General features: G+C 46.9%; 25 protein-coding genes. 3 read left to right on the top strand and 22 right to left on the bottom strand.

Annotated elements, in window-relative coordinates; all coding sequences use genetic code 11:
* Positions 1-124: 124 nt before the first annotated feature.
* The 21 genes from M654_RS09055 to M654_RS08960 all read right to left on the bottom strand — a co-directional run bounded on the left by M654_RS09055 (position 125) and on the right by M654_RS08960 (position 12,942).
* Positions 125-568 carry a phage tail tube protein gene (locus M654_RS09055; RefSeq protein WP_026586595.1) on the bottom strand — a complete coding sequence of 148 codons (444 nt, stop codon included), beginning with the start codon at positions 566-568 and terminating at the stop codon, positions 125-127.
* A gap of 1 nt (position 569) precedes the next feature.
* Positions 570-1,916: a phage tail sheath family protein gene (locus M654_RS09050; RefSeq protein ID WP_026586594.1), complete on the bottom strand. Its 1,347-nt coding sequence runs from the start codon at positions 1,914-1,916 to the stop codon at positions 570-572.
* Positions 1,916-2,131 carry a YqzN/YkzM domain-containing protein gene (locus M654_RS09045; RefSeq protein WP_026586593.1) on the bottom strand — a complete coding sequence of 72 codons (216 nt, stop codon included), beginning with the start codon at positions 2,129-2,131 and terminating at the stop codon, positions 1,916-1,918. Before M654_RS09045 ends, M654_RS09050 begins: the two co-directional genes overlap by 1 nt.
* Positions 2,132-2,572 (bottom strand): hypothetical protein, encoded by a 441-nt coding sequence (locus tag M654_RS09040; protein ID WP_026586592.1) that lies wholly within the window; start codon positions 2,570-2,572, stop codon positions 2,132-2,134. It abuts the gene before it with no gap.
* A 12-nt stretch (positions 2,573-2,584) separates the two neighbouring features.
* Positions 2,585-3,073, bottom strand: a complete 489-nt coding sequence (locus M654_RS09035; RefSeq protein WP_026586591.1) for an HK97 gp10 family phage protein — start codon at positions 3,071-3,073, stop codon at positions 2,585-2,587.
* Complete coding sequence (locus M654_RS09030; protein WP_026586590.1) at positions 3,070-3,426, bottom strand: DUF3599 family protein; 357 nt, start codon at positions 3,424-3,426, stop codon at positions 3,070-3,072. Before M654_RS09030 ends, M654_RS09035 begins: the two co-directional genes overlap by 4 nt.
* Positions 3,423-3,797 carry a protein YqbG gene (gene yqbG / locus M654_RS09025; protein ID WP_026586589.1) on the bottom strand — a complete coding sequence of 125 codons (375 nt, stop codon included), beginning with the start codon at positions 3,795-3,797 and terminating at the stop codon, positions 3,423-3,425. Before yqbG ends, M654_RS09030 begins: the two co-directional genes overlap by 4 nt.
* Positions 3,791-3,967, bottom strand: coding sequence for a YqbF domain-containing protein (locus tag M654_RS24330; protein WP_142246132.1), 177 nt, complete (start codon positions 3,965-3,967; stop codon positions 3,791-3,793). The genes yqbG and M654_RS24330 overlap by 7 nt, the downstream gene beginning before the upstream one ends.
* 5 nt (positions 3,968-3,972) lie before the next feature.
* On the bottom strand, positions 3,973-4,908 hold the full coding sequence (locus M654_RS09015) for a phage major capsid protein (protein ID WP_026586588.1): 936 nt from the start codon (positions 4,906-4,908) through the stop codon (positions 3,973-3,975).
* Between the two features lie 17 nt (positions 4,909-4,925).
* Complete coding sequence (locus M654_RS09010) at positions 4,926-5,774, bottom strand: XkdF-like putative serine protease domain-containing protein (RefSeq protein ID WP_026586587.1); 849 nt, start codon at positions 5,772-5,774, stop codon at positions 4,926-4,928.
* A gap of 7 nt (positions 5,775-5,781) precedes the next feature.
* Positions 5,782-7,293, bottom strand: coding sequence for a phage portal protein (locus tag M654_RS09005; RefSeq protein WP_026586586.1), 1,512 nt, complete (start codon positions 7,291-7,293; stop codon positions 5,782-5,784).
* Between the two features lie 3 nt (positions 7,294-7,296).
* Positions 7,297-8,592, bottom strand: coding sequence for a PBSX family phage terminase large subunit (locus M654_RS09000; protein ID WP_026586585.1), 1,296 nt, complete (start codon positions 8,590-8,592; stop codon positions 7,297-7,299).
* Entirely contained in the window at positions 8,589-9,395 is an 807-nt protein-coding gene (locus M654_RS08995) for a terminase small subunit (RefSeq protein ID WP_026586584.1), read from the bottom strand. Before M654_RS08995 ends, M654_RS09000 begins: the two co-directional genes overlap by 4 nt.
* Before the next feature lie 116 nt (positions 9,396-9,511).
* Positions 9,512-10,015, bottom strand: coding sequence for a sigma-70 family RNA polymerase sigma factor (locus tag M654_RS08990; RefSeq protein ID WP_026586583.1), 504 nt, complete (start codon positions 10,013-10,015; stop codon positions 9,512-9,514).
* Between the two features lie 114 nt (positions 10,016-10,129).
* Positions 10,130-10,333 carry an XtrA/YqaO family protein gene (locus M654_RS08985; RefSeq protein WP_026586582.1) on the bottom strand — a complete coding sequence of 68 codons (204 nt, stop codon included), beginning with the start codon at positions 10,331-10,333 and terminating at the stop codon, positions 10,130-10,132.
* Positions 10,330-10,674, bottom strand: coding sequence for a hypothetical protein (locus M654_RS08980; RefSeq protein ID WP_026586581.1), 345 nt, complete (start codon positions 10,672-10,674; stop codon positions 10,330-10,332). The genes M654_RS08985 and M654_RS08980 overlap by 4 nt, the downstream gene beginning before the upstream one ends.
* 93 nt (positions 10,675-10,767) lie before the next feature.
* Positions 10,768-10,938 carry a hypothetical protein gene (locus tag M654_RS23540; RefSeq protein WP_201278492.1) on the bottom strand — a complete coding sequence of 57 codons (171 nt, stop codon included), beginning with the start codon at positions 10,936-10,938 and terminating at the stop codon, positions 10,768-10,770.
* Positions 10,938-11,738: an ATP-binding protein gene (locus M654_RS08975; protein WP_035428014.1), complete on the bottom strand. Its 801-nt coding sequence runs from the start codon at positions 11,736-11,738 to the stop codon at positions 10,938-10,940. The genes M654_RS23540 and M654_RS08975 overlap by 1 nt, the downstream gene beginning before the upstream one ends.
* Positions 11,638-12,444, bottom strand: coding sequence for an ArsR family transcriptional regulator (locus M654_RS08970; protein ID WP_026586579.1), 807 nt, complete (start codon positions 12,442-12,444; stop codon positions 11,638-11,640). Before M654_RS08970 ends, M654_RS08975 begins: the two co-directional genes overlap by 101 nt.
* A complete protein-coding gene (locus tag M654_RS24195; protein ID WP_077737006.1) occupies positions 12,441-12,746 on the bottom strand; it encodes a hypothetical protein in 306 nt (101 codons plus the stop codon). Before M654_RS24195 ends, M654_RS08970 begins: the two co-directional genes overlap by 4 nt.
* A 28-nt stretch (positions 12,747-12,774) precedes the next feature.
* Complete coding sequence (locus M654_RS08960; RefSeq protein ID WP_236251222.1) at positions 12,775-12,942, bottom strand: helix-turn-helix domain-containing protein; 168 nt, start codon at positions 12,940-12,942, stop codon at positions 12,775-12,777.
* Positions 12,943-13,171: 229 nt separating this feature from the next.
* Between M654_RS08960 and xre the strand changes: the two genes are divergently transcribed.
* Both xre and M654_RS08950 read left to right on the top strand, forming a co-directional pair.
* Entirely contained in the window at positions 13,172-13,528 is a 357-nt protein-coding gene (gene xre, locus M654_RS08955) for an HTH-type transcriptional regulator Xre (protein ID WP_026586577.1), read from the top strand.
* A gap of 227 nt (positions 13,529-13,755) precedes the next feature.
* Entirely contained in the window at positions 13,756-14,364 is a 609-nt protein-coding gene (locus M654_RS08950) for an ImmA/IrrE family metallo-endopeptidase (protein WP_409444773.1), read from the top strand.
* A 33-nt stretch (positions 14,365-14,397) separates the two neighbouring features.
* Here the strand turns inward: M654_RS08950 and M654_RS08945 are convergent, their stop codons facing one another.
* Positions 14,398-15,027 carry a poly-gamma-glutamate hydrolase family protein gene (locus M654_RS08945; protein ID WP_026586575.1) on the bottom strand — a complete coding sequence of 210 codons (630 nt, stop codon included), beginning with the start codon at positions 15,025-15,027 and terminating at the stop codon, positions 14,398-14,400.
* Positions 15,028-15,149: 122 nt separating this feature from the next.
* Here M654_RS08945 and M654_RS08940 point away from each other — a divergent pair, with 122 nt between their 5' ends.
* Positions 15,150-15,557 (top strand): regulatory YrvL family protein, encoded by a 408-nt coding sequence (locus M654_RS08940; RefSeq protein WP_236251221.1) that lies wholly within the window; start codon positions 15,150-15,152, stop codon positions 15,555-15,557.
* Positions 15,558-15,649 lie beyond the last annotated feature (92 nt).

Genomic DNA, 15,649 nt, shown 5'->3' with positions numbered 1-15,649 from the left:
CAATAAAAAGCGCCCTCGGATGAGCGAGAGCACTTGGTTAAATATTCCTGCCGATCTGTTTCTATGGCAGGACCGGCGAACGTGCTTCATTAGGTGCGACCAGCACCTTTAAGCCTGTTTTTATTTAAAAGGTGTCTTTCAGCTTTTCCGGCACATCAAAATCTTCAAATGTGAACGGAACTTCTTCTTCAAGCGCCTCTGAATCGACATCAAGGCTGGCGATTTTGGCGGAGTCGAAGTTCACGTCATACAAGGTGACGCGTTCTGTTCCGCGGCCTGACGACTGGTCGTCAAGGACGGCTTGAAGAGTAAAATACGGATCATCGCCTTTTTTCACATAGTTCATCATTAAAGTGACGAATTGAGACGTTACTTTATAGAAGGTCGCCGTTCCTGTACCATTTGCGCCTGTTGTTTTATGGCCGGTCATCCGGCGTCCCATGATGTTGACTTCCGCTTTATTTTTTTCAACATTCGCCTCAAATGTTTTAATGTGCGCCATTTCCTCACCGTCAAGAAAAAGGCGTCCTTCTTTTCCTGAAATCGTGTTTTGCGCTTTTAATGCCATATTATTTTACCTCCACATTAAAGTAGAATTTTTCTGCTGCATCAACCGGCTGAATGGCTGCATCGATTAAAAATCCGTCGCGGTCTTCGTTCAGTGCAATGGCAATGTCGTTTTCCGAATCAAAACCGGAAATGCCGCCCGCTTCCTGAAGCGCCGTCATGTATTGGATGATCAATGTTTTGACATACTGCAATCCGTCCTCGGAAGCAGGAATGTCGCTGCCGCTTGCTTTACGGGCTTTGATTAAAGTCTTCAATTCACGGGTCAAGTCGTTGTTCACCCCGTCGAGGACGCGGATGATTTTGTTTTTCGAAAATTTCTTGTTCTTTTCCGCCGTAAAGCTTGTTAAAGAGTTGATGTCTTTTTCGACGCTGACCGATTGATCGCGGGCGTCAAAGGTAAATAAGAACTCGCCTTTTTTGAGGCGCTCAATCACCTGGTCTTCGTCCAGGCGGTCAAGAACGTCAACAGCACCTTCGTATTCGACAAAGGTTAATGACTGATTAAAAGTCGCGCCCGCGCTGGCTCCGGCCACCCATGCCGTTGCTTTGTCAGGAGTGATTTCCGTGCCGTCTTCAAGGACGACGCCTCCTGTCACATTTATGATGCCTTCATGATCAGCGGCATAATTGGCGACAACACCTTGAACTTTTTGGCCTTGTTTGTCGCGCAGACGCTTAATGAAAGCTGCAAATGTCGCTTTCAGCTGCTCGTTGTCAGCGACAGGCAAAGCGATCGTATGAAAATATTCTTTTTCGGCAGCATCCAAAAAAGCCGTGTAATCCGCGACGCTTGCTGTACCGTTTTCACCGCCGGACAGCGCCGTGCCGGCTGTCAGCTCAAGTGCGCCTTCACCTTGAAAAATGACATAAGCATTTGCCGTGAGCTCTGCACCTGTCGTAACGGTCTGGCGGTCTGCTTCATCTGTACCGACAAACGTCGTCACATCATATTTTTTTGGATCGAGAACATTCTCGGAAATGCGGATGGATATGTTATTCCCTTTTTCACCGCCGTATTTTGCAGTGACCGTCAGTGTTTCGCCAATTTGAGCTTTGGCTGGAACACCTGTATTTAATCGGTATAAAAGGACCGTCTCCGCGTTTTTCTTCGCTTCGCGTAATAACAGAAGAGACGGATCATCAATGTTCAATCCCACTTTTTTGTTTAAATCCTCGATGCTTGAAATGGCTGCGAATGTTTTCGGCTCTCCCCAGCTGGTGACAAGAGGAAGCGCCACAGTGCCGCGGTTTCCGAGAGAGACCCGTTCCTCTGCTGTCGTTTTGAAATTAAAGTAAATGCCGGCACGCTCTTTTTCTTTGCCTGGTGTGAATGTTCCGCCGTTCATTAATTGATGACCTCCTTGGCTAAAAATGTTTGGATAAGCTGACTTGCTTCGGTTTTTGCAATCTGTCTTTCTTTCACATGAAAAAGAGCACCGTCAAGCACTTCCGGCTTTACACCGAAAAGCTCTTTCGCGTGCTCCCGCAGATCCTCAATGTAAAAAAGCGCTTCCTGTGGCGCCTTTTTTGCTGCTGATTTCGTCTTTTTGCTGACTGTCAATTATTTCACCCCGTTTGTCACATCAATTGTTTCAAGTGAAGGCTGAGCCTCTCTTTTATACCAGTAGCGGCTGTTCCATTGCACAATAATGGAGGCCGTCCCGCGATCCCCGATCCTTGTCTCGATTCTGTTGATTCTCAAGCTTTCCCCGGTGCCGGCGCCCGACTGATCAATCAGCGGGATCATATGACGTGCCTCTCTTACGGCGTCTGCGATCCGTTCCGCTTGATCGAGGGCCGCTTGTGAGTCATGATGAAACAGTCTGACATTCAAGGTGAACACCTTCTTGAACGTTGAGACTGTATCATTTTCATCAAAGACACGAGGAGGCGGAAAATAAAGCGACGGGATTTGAAAATGATCGGGAACTTCTTTTTCATAGCATACCGCAGGAAATGTTTGATAAAAGAAATTCATGACAGATCCCGTTTCATCGTTCACATCATCACCTCCTTACAAGGAATCGAGCCAAGTTTCCAGCCTTTCAGACAGGCGTTCTTCAAATAAACGCGCAAATATCGAAAACGCGTGCTCCCAATAGCCTGTCCCTTCCACCCATTTGCGTTTCAAGGCCATACCGGCCGTTGATCCGGGATCATAGAAAAAGCGGCCGCCCTGCCACCTTCCGGGAATCCACCTGATTCCGTCCTTTGCTCCTGTCCAATGGCCGTCATTTACAAATGAGGCATACTCCAATTCAGTGCCTAGTTCAAGCGACAGCCCGCCGCTTTCTACTATCCAAATATTTTCCTCGGCTCCCCGCCGGAATGAGCGCAGCAGCCGGCCGGTATCAACAGATTCCGCCTGAATGATTTCCCGGCTGATGAGCTCTAAAAAATCGAGTCCGGCCTGTTCCAGCCAGGCGGCCGCCTGTTTCTGAAAGCCTCCGCTTGCCGCTTCGTCAAGCGCTTCTGACAGCTGTTTCAAGCCTGTGATTTTCATAGTTTTTCATCCCTTACTGCGAGCACTTCCCAATGATGATCTTTGATGTTTCGCGGTTTTTGCAGTGTGTAGCCGATACCGTTCCAGACGACTTGATCATGCAGACGGACATCCGCATCCCGCGGAAAATGCACCAAATAAGAATGATAAATGACCTGTTCCGGATCCTTTTGCACAAGCGACTGATTTTTTTCTGCAAAATAGCAGGGAACATCGACGTGATCAGGGGTTTCTCCGTATGTGCGAAGCGGCTGAAGGTCCGCCGCCGGAACGCCGTATTTCGTTTCCGGCGCCTGTTCTTTTTTGACGTGATAGATATCACAGCGGTCGCTCAATAAATGCCGGTAGCTCATATCGCACGCACCTTGAAGCGGGCGGATTCGTAATCGGAAATATATTCTTCAAGAAGTTTGTAAACATCCGGCTTCACCATGCCCCCGCCGCCGGAGAGGGTATAAGAATAGTCTCCTAACTTCTCGGATTGATAGCCCTTCATGAATGACTCATCACCGTTTTTTAACGCATGATACTGCGCCAGCTTCAGCAACGCGAGCCTTGCTTTGTCCGGCAGCGGCTGATATGTCTCATCAGTGAAAAGGTGGCCCGTGATCTGTCTGACATCTGCTTCGGCTTCGAGAATATCCTGGCGCAGCAACTCGGGAGAACGTTTTTTCACAGCCTCAAACACGGAATACTGGATGATATCATCAGGTGTGATCAGCATTTTCGTTCATCCTTTCCCGCCATCCTCCGGCGCGTTTCCTTCACTTCAAAGCATGGGTTTCCTTTTAAATACCTGTAAAGATCTCTGGAAATGGGCTGTTCTTCTTGAAAGCTGAACCTTATGCCTTTCACATCATATGTTTTGCCTTTTACGAGTCTTGCGCTATACATTGCTGCTACTCTTTCACATTCATGATTTTTGCCACGGCATCTTCTTCTTCGAATTTGCTGTCCAGTTTTGCAGTCAGGACGATGATAAATTTGCGGGCGCGAATGTCTTTATCAACTTCGATTCTGATATTCCGCGAGAAACCGAGAATAATATTTTTCGGATGCGTCAAAATGATGTCCGAAGCTTCTCCTGCTGCATCCCCTTCCCCATAGGTATACGGCTGAATGTTTGATACCCCTTTTACAGGCACGCCGAATGCGGTTGACAGCCCGCCTTGAACGGCCGCATCCCCGAGATTGGTCTGCCGGTCTGCGACGCGGTCCTTCCATTCCACTTCCTGACCGATCGATGTATAGAACCTGAATTCTTGGGGAACGCGCATGTATTTCGCAGGTACTGCTGTGAGCCCCTGTTTAAAAAGCTGGCGGCTGATTTGTTCGCCTCCGGCATCGACGATGTGGGAAACGGACTGCTTCCTGATGCCGTCAAGCTGGGCGAGATACGGATCGGACGATGTGACATCACCGTTGACAATCAGTTCTTCGATATCGACGGCAGCCCGTTCGGCCAGCATTTGCATCAGCGTATTTGTAAGACCGTCTTTTTCGATGTTGTTTTCAAGCGTGTCATACGTAATATTGACTTCTGCGATGACTTCTTTCGTGTTCAGCTGAACGGTGCTTGTCACAGGAACGGTTAATTGATCATCAGTCAGTGTTTTTCCTTCATCGGCTGCCCTTAAAATTCGCTGGCCGAATCCGATTTTTTCAAATTTCTGTGAATCGCTCTCCATTTGGATGACGCGTGATTCATTGAAAATCGTCGGCGTATTTTGCACCATGCGAATAAATGCGGAAGCCTGCGCCGGATTCATCAATCCTCCGCTTTTCAGCGATGCAAGCGACATTTCAGCTTTCTGAATAATATCTTGGTTTCTCATTGTTTTCCTCCTCTTAATTAAAGCAGTCCGCTCCAAATCGATTTTTTCACTTCTTCTGCTTCGCCTTTTTCATCTGCCGTCTGCTTTGAAGCGCCTCTCGTCTTCTCCAGTGCTTCAATGCGTGCAATAAGGGGTTCGAGCATTTTTTGGACGATGTCTTTCACATGTTTGTCAATGTCTGATTGCTCTTGATTTTCGTTTGCTTCCGTCTGTTCTTCCAATGCGTCAAGGCGCTTAAGAAGCGGGGCCAAGACAGATTCGATCGTTCCCTGGACTTCTGCTCGTTTCATTTCTTTTTCTTCCTCTCCCGTTTTTTGTTTATTTCCTGCGAAAATATGCTTAAACATCTGAATGAAGCTGCCCGCCTCATCGTTTTTTTCGCCGGGTGCTGATTGATGGTCAAGCGTTTCAGCGGTGCCGGCCATGCTGTAGCCTGTTATTTCTCCTTTTTTGATCTGCTCCCAGACTTCATCACACGCTTTTGTGACCAGAACCCAAGAGCCTTTGGCAATCGTTTCGCCGTTCACTTCAAAATCGGCCGGAGCGATATAGGATTCGACAACTTCGCCGACACCGCCCTGAAAATTGTGGTCTTTGTCAATCTTGCGGGCGTCTTTCAGAAAACCGTGAGCCGCTTTTTGGATTTCCTCAGCCGTCATGAAATCTTGGTGGGCATCGATGACATTCGGTTCATAGACCACACCGTAGACGAGCTTTTTTTCATCCTCCGCTTTTGCGATCAGCTTGACTTCCTTTTGAAAGGTCGGCGTTTGCTTTGATTTGGTTAAAAAGAATCTCTTTTGGTTGGCTGCCTTGTCGACATAACTGACGAAATTGATTTTTGCATTTTTCAGCTCTCTCGGCACGCAGTGTTCACCTCCTTTCAGGGCTGTTGTTGAACGACTCGATCATCGCTTTTAATTCGGGCAGGAGGCTTGCGATTTCAGAAGCTCCCTGAGTCTGGGCCTGTCCGGCTGCCGGACGGTTGTAAGCTTCTTCAGGCCATTCGTCAAGCGTTTTGCCGAGCACCCTTCCCGCCAGATCCCGCAGATCGTTCGCGGAAACCGCTCCCGCCTGAATAAAAGGACCAAGCACTTTTGCGATCTCCAGCGGGTCGCGAAAGTCTGGTCCTTTTAACTGCAGCCGGGCATGATGAATCCGCAAGTCGCGCAGAAACAGCGTATTCAGCTTGCCGATCAGGATTTTCCGCTCCGGCTCAAAAACCTGTTCCTCGGTTATTTTGCGCGCGGTATCAGCCGTTGCCCTGTTATATTCATGGGCGTCTCCAGTGTAAAGCGGCGGAAGCCTGAAGGATGAACGGATTTTATTGCGGCTTTTTTCGTCATATTCAAGAAACAGCGCATCTTCCTGCAAGATTTCAGCCAGCGATTTGATCTCCACTTTCACCGGGGTAATATCTTGCGTCCCGTGGATATCTTTTTCTTGAGAAATGCCTTCCGCTTCGATCAAAAGAAACTTATGCGCATTTTCGACACCTTCCAAATCATTCATATATTCCTGCAGCTCTCTGTAGGAAGTCTCTGAAAGCATGCCGTTTTCGACCGTGATCACAGCCGGCACATGCCGCCCCTGTCTGAAATACATGTAGTTCAGTTCTTCCGCCTTCCTCGCTCCGTAGAGATTGACGATATTTCCGATCCATCGGGGAACACCGTAAACACCGCTGCCGATTTTAAAATGAACCGCTTCATTCGCCCTTTCTTCAACAGGCGTCTTCCGGTTAAATTCGCCTGTTGTCATATCCATGATGCGCGGGTCGCCGTACTCTTTGAAGTACACCTTTCTTCCGTCGATCATCTGAACATATTTGCGGAATTTTTTCTGCCTTTTCATTTTTTTCACGGTTCCGTTTTCTAAATAGGCAAACTCGATCTCGACCGGCTCTGTCAATCCGCAGACGCGCATGTTTTTCACATCAAGATACTCAATTCCCGCCGGCTGCCCCGCGCCGTTCCTTAACACTTCCAAAAAGCCGTTCCCCGTTTTTTCCCGGTCTTCTATCATATAGCCCAACACCGTTTCAGCCGATTCATCGAAATGAAGATGGCGGCAAAATTCCTCAAGCTTGCTCCAATCAGCTTCAGCCGCTGCTTTTTGCTCAGGTGTTACATCCGCTCCGTTAAAATCAAATGCGTATTCGGCTGAAAGCCCGAATCCGGCAATATTTGTCTTATAGGCATCAATACATTGCTGGAGAATGGAAGAATATTCGGCGATCATTTTCAGCTCCTTGAGATTGTATGGAGGCGCGAGAATGTCATCGCCGTAAATCTCCGAAAATTGATCTTCATAAATTTGTTTTGTCACAGGTCCCCGATACTGGGATTTCATGACCTTTGCTCTTACCATTTGCTGAGAAGTCATGTGTTACCTCCTTTTCCTGTTCGGACGTTGTTTCACATCCGGTTCCGCTTTTAAATCTGTGACTTCATAGTCATCGAGCGCGTACCATAAAGCGGAAAGAGTGTGCGGGTCAATCGTGAACCGGTCCTCTTTCAGGTGTCCGTCTTTATCCGCGGCATAGGTCAGGGGCTGTAATTCATAGATCGTATGGATGCAGCGGTCGGAGCAAAAGATTTTTTTAAACCGTTTGATTTTTTTCGTATATTGGAGGCGGGACCCCTGGAATTTGCGGGCGCCTATCATATTAAAACCGTTTTGCCTGAAATACTGGATGCTTTTCGGCTCGGCCGGATCGGCTTTAATGAGCTCCTGTTTGCCGCGGAGCTCATCAAGGTCCTTCGCCGTCATATCGTCTGTCAGCTTGTTTTTGTAATACTCCCAGTAAATATAAAGGTATTTTTGCTCGGGATCGATCACCGCACGAATGACGGCATTGTAGGATTCTTCAAACCCAAAGTCCATTCCGGTTCGCTTTAAAGGATTTGAAATGCGGTCGATTTGTTTCATGACCGTTTCATGCTTCATCACTTCAAACTGCGGCAAAACCCTTGTGCCGTTCACTCCAAAGCGGCCTTTCCGGGCAATCCGGTAAAGATCCGGATCATATTCCTTCATATCGTCAAGCTGCCTGATGTAGCTTTTCGGCAGAAACAAATTGTCCTCTGCCGTGGAATGGTGGTAATACGTATCACCCACGGTGACAATCCGCTTTTTATATAAGGCTTCGTCGTCCAAAATAAACCGTTTCTTCAGCTCATCTTTAAAAAAGTGTCTGTACGTCCAGCTGCCTTTGCTGACAGGGTTTGTCGTCAAGATCATATGGAGCTTCAAAAAAGGGTGGCGCAGCCGGCCGATCAGTTCTTTAAAGCCTTCATACTTCACTTCCGAACATTCCTCAATCCAGATCAGCGATATATTATTGATCGATTTCAATTTAGACGGATTGTCCATGCCTTTAAAAATGATCCGGCTCCCATTGGCAAACCTGATGTGCATCGGTGAAGAAACCGCTTGTACCGCTTTTTGCGCCCCCAGCTCCTCAATAATCGTTGAACATAATGAAAAGGTGGAATCGCGGTGTGTTTCAAACACCTCTCGCACAACCAACGCGGTTCGCTTTTCCTGCAAGAGCTTTAACATGATTTTTAATGCGGTGTGATAGCTTTTTGATGAACCGTAGCCGCCGACAAGGAACTGAAAGGTCTGCTCCCAGTTGAATACATAATCTTCAAAATGGGGATTGATTTCCTTCCTGATCAAACCGAATCACCTTTTCGAGTGATCAGCACTTCAACCGTACCGTCTTCAGCGTCTTTTTCCGCTTTTTGTCTGGCAAGCTTCAGCTTTTCTTTTTCGATTTTCCGTTTAAACGAATCCGGGAACAGGTCAAAGTATTGAGACAGCTTGTCCAGCGCCTTCATCTTGTCGGCCAGCTTGATCTTGATTCCCTCTTTTCCGAGCTTCGCTTCTGTAACCACTGTACCGTCGATGAAATCGGAGTGTTTGACATCGACAAAGCTGACCTCTTTCATGACGGGATTGTTTTCTTCATCAAAGATCGGCCCTGCTTTTCCGACAGCCTGCACTTCTTTCTTGCCGAATGTTACATAATCCGTTATATCTGCAAACGCGATTTTTACATAGACGTGAAGGACATCCATCGCCTCGACGAAAATCTCGCCCACCATGTCTTTTTTGATGCGCCTGATTTCTTCGGCAACCTTTTCGTTTTTAAGAAGACGGCAGCCTGTCACATGAGCGCTCGCAGGCGAGTATCCCGCTTTAACGGCGGCTTGAGTGGCGTTGAAGCTTTTGACATAGTAAATGCAAAACAGCCGCTGGCGCTCATTCAGCCCTTCACTGTGAATCAGGCCGGCATCTTTTCCCTTGCGTTTCTGTCCGCTGTTTAACGCTTCCTTCCAGCGGTCGCGGCTTTTCCAGGTGCTGATCTTTTGGTTTGAAACCCCAAGCTCATCAGCGATCGCCCGATTTGCAATGTTTCCTTCATATTTTTTAAAAAGCTCGAATGCCTCGTCTCTTTTCGGGTCTCTTGGCCTTGGCATCGCAGGTCTTCACCGCCTTTCTTTTGTAGCCTGTTATATTTGATCTTCCATTCGTGCGAACGTTTGTTTCCTTCTTTCACTTATAGGTGGCAAACGTATGACAAGTGTGAATGTTTTTATGCCAAATCATCCAGCGGTTGTTCAATTCGCTTTGCCATTTTTGTTTGCGCCCGTTTCACATTGGTTTGCACGGTTGACTTTTTGATGCCGAGCATCGCGGCAATCCGCTCATAGGAAAATCGCTCTACTTTATGTAAGATGAAGATTTCCTTTTCCCTTGCCGTCAGAACGGAAAGAGCCGCTTCAATCCGGGCTTTGTCAAACGGTGAAAGCTCCTGAGCCGGCTGGAATGTCATCCGTTCTGAAAAAGTATCGATGATTTGCGGGTCCTTGATCAGCATTCGTTTATAAGAATCCCGCCTGTCAATGGCCCGTCTGATCCCAGGCTCTCTGCCGTTCTCAAGCCAGGCGATCACATACTCCAAATCCGTGATCATGTTTCTGATCAGCTTCTTATCTTTCAGCTGTTCAGCCGTCAATTCATGTTCATCTTGTAATGGCTGATACAATTTTTTTGTCGCCTTCAATGTTCTTTTATATTGAAAAAGTAAATCTTCCATGTTCGGTTCCCTCCGTTTTTCGAAATAAAAAAGGACACCAATCAGCTGCAACCAGTGCATTCTGATCAGTGTCCGCAGGCTTTCCGTCTTGGACATCTTCCATTTTCGAATCTGCTAAAGTTTATATCCGATTTCAAAATCGACCCTGGCCAGGTCTCCTTTTCGCGTTTCCACAACCGTTTTTCCGTGCTCCGGGGCTTCAGTCTGCCATGCCGTTCCTTTGACTCCGTCAAGGACGATCACCGTCACCTTCCCCTTTGTGATGCGGCTTGCGAGAGATGTCTCCTCTAAGGAACGGATTTGTGTCGGGTGTTTCATTCTGATTCCTCCTCATGTTGTGTTTCCGCTTTTGAAATGACTTTATTTAAAACATGGATCAGCTTACCCTCGATCGACTCGGGGGCGGCCGGACCTTTGCTCCGCAAATAGGCAAGAGCCAGTTTTGATGCAGTCAACAGCTCTGGTGCCGCGGCGATTAAATGAGCATTTTTTTGTTGAGAAAATGCGGTGTAATCTGCGATTTGGGCGATGAGCCTCCCGTTTGAATACGGGAAGCGCTGTTTCTCCTGCTGACTGTATGCTGAATAAATGTATAAATCCGAGCTCGTTCTGACGATGCGCCATGGCGGCGGACTGTAAACTTGAGCTTCTTGTTTCACTTTTTTCACCTTCCGTCTTCCTGAAGCCATTTTTCAATTTGCGCCTCTTTTTTCGCTGCTGTCAGAAAAATGACAATCAGCGCATATAAACATTTAAGCACTCTGTTTCACCCTTGCTTTCATTTTGAGCATCAATGCTTCAAGCTTGTTGATTGTCTCCGTCAGATCGCCGCGTTTGTCCCGGCAGTTCGGACAGGCGGCGAACATTGTAGCGGAGCCGATCTGCCTGTGCACTGTTTTTCTTCCTTCACATAGTCGGCACATTAAAGCATTCCCTCCAGTCTATGATTGATGTCGAAAGCGTTCCCTTTCAGGATGACGAGAAAGTCCCGGCACATTTCTACAAGCCTTGTACCGAGCGCTTCATCAATCGCGATGATTTCTTCTATATCAAGCTCGCTTGAAAGCAAAATCGGCTTGTGGTTCAAATATCTGTAATTGACGACCGCATAGGTTTGTTCAATCTGCCATTCCGTTGCCCTGGGCTTACCGCCGGCAGGCTTGAACAAATCATCGAGAAACAGAACTTCAACTCGCTTCATCCTGTTTAGCTTATCCTCAAGCAATGCAAAGTCCCGTTTTAAATCGTTGAATCCTTCGACAAAAGGGAAATAAAGGACCGGCACATAAAGCTTCTGCATCAGATGATTGGCTGCCGCCGTAAGCAAATGGGTTTTTCCCGATCCCGGACGTCCTAAAAGCGCGATGCTGTTTCTCCGGCTTGTTCGAATCTCCGGATAAGCTTGTCCATATTCAAGGGCACAATCATAAGCGTCTTGTACAGACGGATGCTTGCCTTCGGTCTTAAAATGTTCAAAACTGAGGGTTTTAAATGCTTCGGTAATCTCACTGGACTTTAAAAGCCTTTGCGCCCTGCGCCGTTCTCTGCAGGGGCATGCCACCCATACTTCCGTATCTCCGCGCCGCTCGATAAACCCGAGTTCGTCTTTGCACATGGGGCAGTCAAACCGTTTGCCGGCGAATTCGTCCGGTTTGGCCGCCTGTAATGAACGGCTTTTTTTTCTCAGTTCTTTCATGACATCGTCGATCGTGCGTCTGCCCATTATTTTCCCTCCTTGACCTTGTCCCGGCGCCTGACTCTTGCAGTCGATCCAGGATATATTTTTCACAGTAGCTGAAGACTTTGATCGTTTCCTGTTTGCTTTTTCTCCGTTTTTCATACTCGAGAAAGCATTGTTCAAGCCATTTGATTGTTTGCGGCAATGAGACACCGCGGGCGACAATCCGGGCGATGGCTTCATAATCCCTCTGTGCAGGCCGGACATCCCTTCCTTCCTGCAAAGACCTGAGAGCTGCGAAACGTTCAGCAACCGCCTGAATTTGCTTTTGTTTTGTTTTCATCTGTATAACATCTTGATTAGATCGGACAGGTTTGCCGGTATCACTAGACTCATTTGTCCGTTCCGCAGACTGTGAACGGACATTTCGGGCCAGCCATTTTTTCGAATGTCTGACAGACAGAATCAAACCGTAAGGAGCCCGCGTCACAGCAATGTAACCGCTCTGTTCGAGCTGGGAAAGCCACCTTCTGATCGTTTTTTCATTCACACCGAATACGGCGGCGAGCTCCGACGCTTTCAGCGGCTTATTTCCGAGCACAATTCCCCATGTGATGTCTTCTTTTTCAATTTCTTTCGTCGTTGAACTGATGCACCATAAAAACAGCCAGATGGCGCTGCCGATTTTGTCGTAATGCTTCCGGTTTAAAATGCCTGAATAAATCGGGAACGGGTAACTTTTTTCAGTCATCGGCCGCCTCTTTCCGCTGTAGAGGCACTCTCTCGCTTGAGCATCACATATCGCTCATATTGGTCTTTCGTTTCAAATTGAAACACCGGCGTTCCGTCCTTTGTAAATGAGATCGATCCGCCGGCTTCTCCAAGTCTCCATTGGTCAAACCGGTCATTGCTGTATGGAATGGCAATCGCCTCCATGCTGTATCCCCCTTCTACGGCCCCTGCTTTCGCCTTCCATACCGGCTGCCGAACGACAGCCTCCCGCGGATAACCATAGGCCCGGATTTGTGTAATCATAGGATGTTCGAGATTCATCACATCGCCTTCTTTCCTCATGTGTTCATTAGATACATTTTGTATCGAGAATAACCTGAAAAAGATCGGGAAAAAGCTCACGATCCGAAACAGCATAGAGTTTTTCAAACTTCAGCATCGTTTCTCTGCCCGGATTTCGTGCCCCATTTTCGATTTTGCGAACATAGACCTCAGATATTCCCAATCGTTCGGCCACTTGCTTCCGAGTCTATCTCCGCCTTAAGCGTTCTTCCATTAAACGTTTTCGCAAATGTTTTCACCCCGCTGTTTTGATACAATTCGTATCTGTATGTCTATGATTATAATTGATACATTTATTATCATCAATACTTTTTTGATACTTTTTTTATCATTTATTTCATTCGATACATTTTGTATCTATAATGGGTATTATAATGACGAAGTGAAGGAAGCGAGGTCATTCTATGCTGGGCGGCAGACTGAAAACCTTAAGAGGAAAACGGACACAGGAAGAAGTTGCGAAACAGATTGGCGTATCACGAGCGCGCTATTCCCATTATGAAAACGGAAGAAGCGAGCCAGACTACGAAACATTGAAAAAACTGGCCGATTACTATAAAGTGACAATCGATTATTTGCTGACAGGTGCGGAAAAAAAGGAGCCGCTTCAAGACAGCCTTGATGACCCCGATCTTCAAATTGCCTATCGGGACATGCGGGAATTTTCCCCTGAAAGCAGACAGCAGGCGATTGAGTTCATTCAATATTTGAAGGAAAAAGAAAAAAAACGGCAGCCTGAAGACAAACAAACGGATAAATAAGGTATTTTTATTAAACATTCCCTGATGAGCGCCGATTTAATGAATAAGACCTGCATCAAAAGGGAAAGATTTGCTCAGGCGGTTTCTCATGATATATAGTATAATCTGCATGTGTATTAAAGCCCCTTAGCCGGGCTTTTCTTTCCCGCTTAAAACAGAACATTCGTTCGAAGGGGTGTCTCGCATTGGAATTTTATTTAACCCATCTTGAAGAATACGTCAAAAATATGTATCTAAAGTTTGGTTTTTTCGAACCGCAGCACATCGATATGAACAGAGTCGCAGCGGGGCTTAATATTTGGATTCACTATGAAAATATGGACAGCATGATGATCAAGCATGACGGAATGTACAGCATCATTCTTAACAGCAAGCTCTCAAGACAAAAGCAGTGGGAGGACTTCGCACACGAGCTGTGCCACGTTTTAAAGCATGCGGGAAATCAATTAAACATGAACAAAATGTTCAGGGAGCTTCAAGAATTTCAAGCCAATCAATTTATGTATCATTTTTGCGTGCCTACTTTCATGCTCTTGAAATTGGATTTTCCCGAACTGCGCTGCAATGCCGTGAAAATGGTTGCCGACCTGTTCAATGTAACAGACGAATTTGCCGCCAAACGAATCGAACTATTTGAAAAACGCCAGACCGGAATCGAGTTCCACAAAGCGTGGACGGACAGCCTGCAAATCGCAGGAGAGCATGCTGAAGGACGGGATCAAGAAGATGAATTGACACGCTATAAACGGGAAACCAGGCGCCCATACGCCGCCCGAAAAAGCGCTGAAAAGCTGCTTGCGGCTGAAAGGCAGACAGCATATATGCTGAAAAAGTGACGGAGAAAGCCGGCAGAAATGCCGGCTTGCGGATCATCGATACACTTTTTCAATCCCCTCTTTTATCGCTGCTATATAACGGAAAAACACCTCGTTCTTAGACGCTTCCCTTCCCTTTAAACTGAAACGCCCGAACATCGCCTTTCGCTGGGCTGTGCTGATTTCTAATTGCACGCTTAAACCTGTTTTGCACCGATTGTTGATGCTCGCAGGATTCGTCCCCGACAGATGGGCGTCTGCCGCCAGGAGTTCAGCGGAAAACCCGTGGTTGTGTAATGCTTCGGCAAAAATACGGGCCCGTTTGTGATCAGTCCCGCCGACCAGCGTCCGGCAAAGAGAGGGTTCTTCATAGCCGTGCAAAGCCAAAATGTAATGGTGTCTCTCGGCCATTTGCACGGCAAGCGGGTCATCAAAATGGGCGCTTGTAACGTGAAGCTCTTTGTTGCCGGATCTTTTCAGCCCCTCAAGCAGATAAACGGAAAAATCCGCGGCCAAACAGCGGACGATTTCACTGATCCCCGGCTCAATCCCCCCTCCGTGCGGAGCCATCACAAGCAGACCGCTTTCTGATACCCTTGAAAAGACCGTATAATCGATCCCCTTCTGTTTATTTTTCGACAGCTCTGTAAAACTGGCGTATTGGTCTGTCAATCTGTGTTTCATCGTTCTCCCCGGAATGTCTGTTTTTCAAGTAGTTTACCCGCAGTCACTAAGTTTGTAAATTACAATTGGATATTTTTTTGATATGATCAGATGTATACCGCATGATTAGGAATGAATGCTTAATGAAAAAAACACTAGGAAACATGGTCGCAGTCACCTTAATCTTTCTTTTGATCCTCTTTGTCTTCGCACTCTTATTCGGATCTTATTTTTTCGGGACCGCCGGTTTTTTCGCCATTTTCGGTGTAACCTATGAATCACCGGCCTCACTGCTTTGGTTTATTCTCCTGAGCTTTGTCCTCGGCGTCGTCTTTGAAATTCCCGAAAGATTTTTAAGACTTTTGATCAGACGTAAAGCCGTCACTTTTACAATTGATTGCTTCTTCACTTGGCTGGCGATCCATTTAGCCGATGAAATGATGGACGGGATCAATATCCCGATCGATGTTGAAATCATCGCCTGCTTGTTTTTATTTGTGATCCAGCTGGCCTTTGATGAAAATAAAGAAAGGAGCAGATCTGATGACTGAGCAGGAAAAAGATTTGCAGCGCTTTCGAAAAATGAGAACATGGGAGCGGAGATCGGATTCATTTTATGGTTTATCCATGATTTCCGATTCTA

This window comes from Bacillus sp. NSP9.1 (assembly GCF_000465465.2).
GTDB classification, from domain to species: domain Bacteria; phylum Bacillota; class Bacilli; order Bacillales; family Bacillaceae; genus Bacillus; species Bacillus sonorensis_A.
The sequence above is the reverse complement of the archived record's forward strand: the minus strand, read 5'-3'. Positions and strand labels throughout refer to the sequence as shown.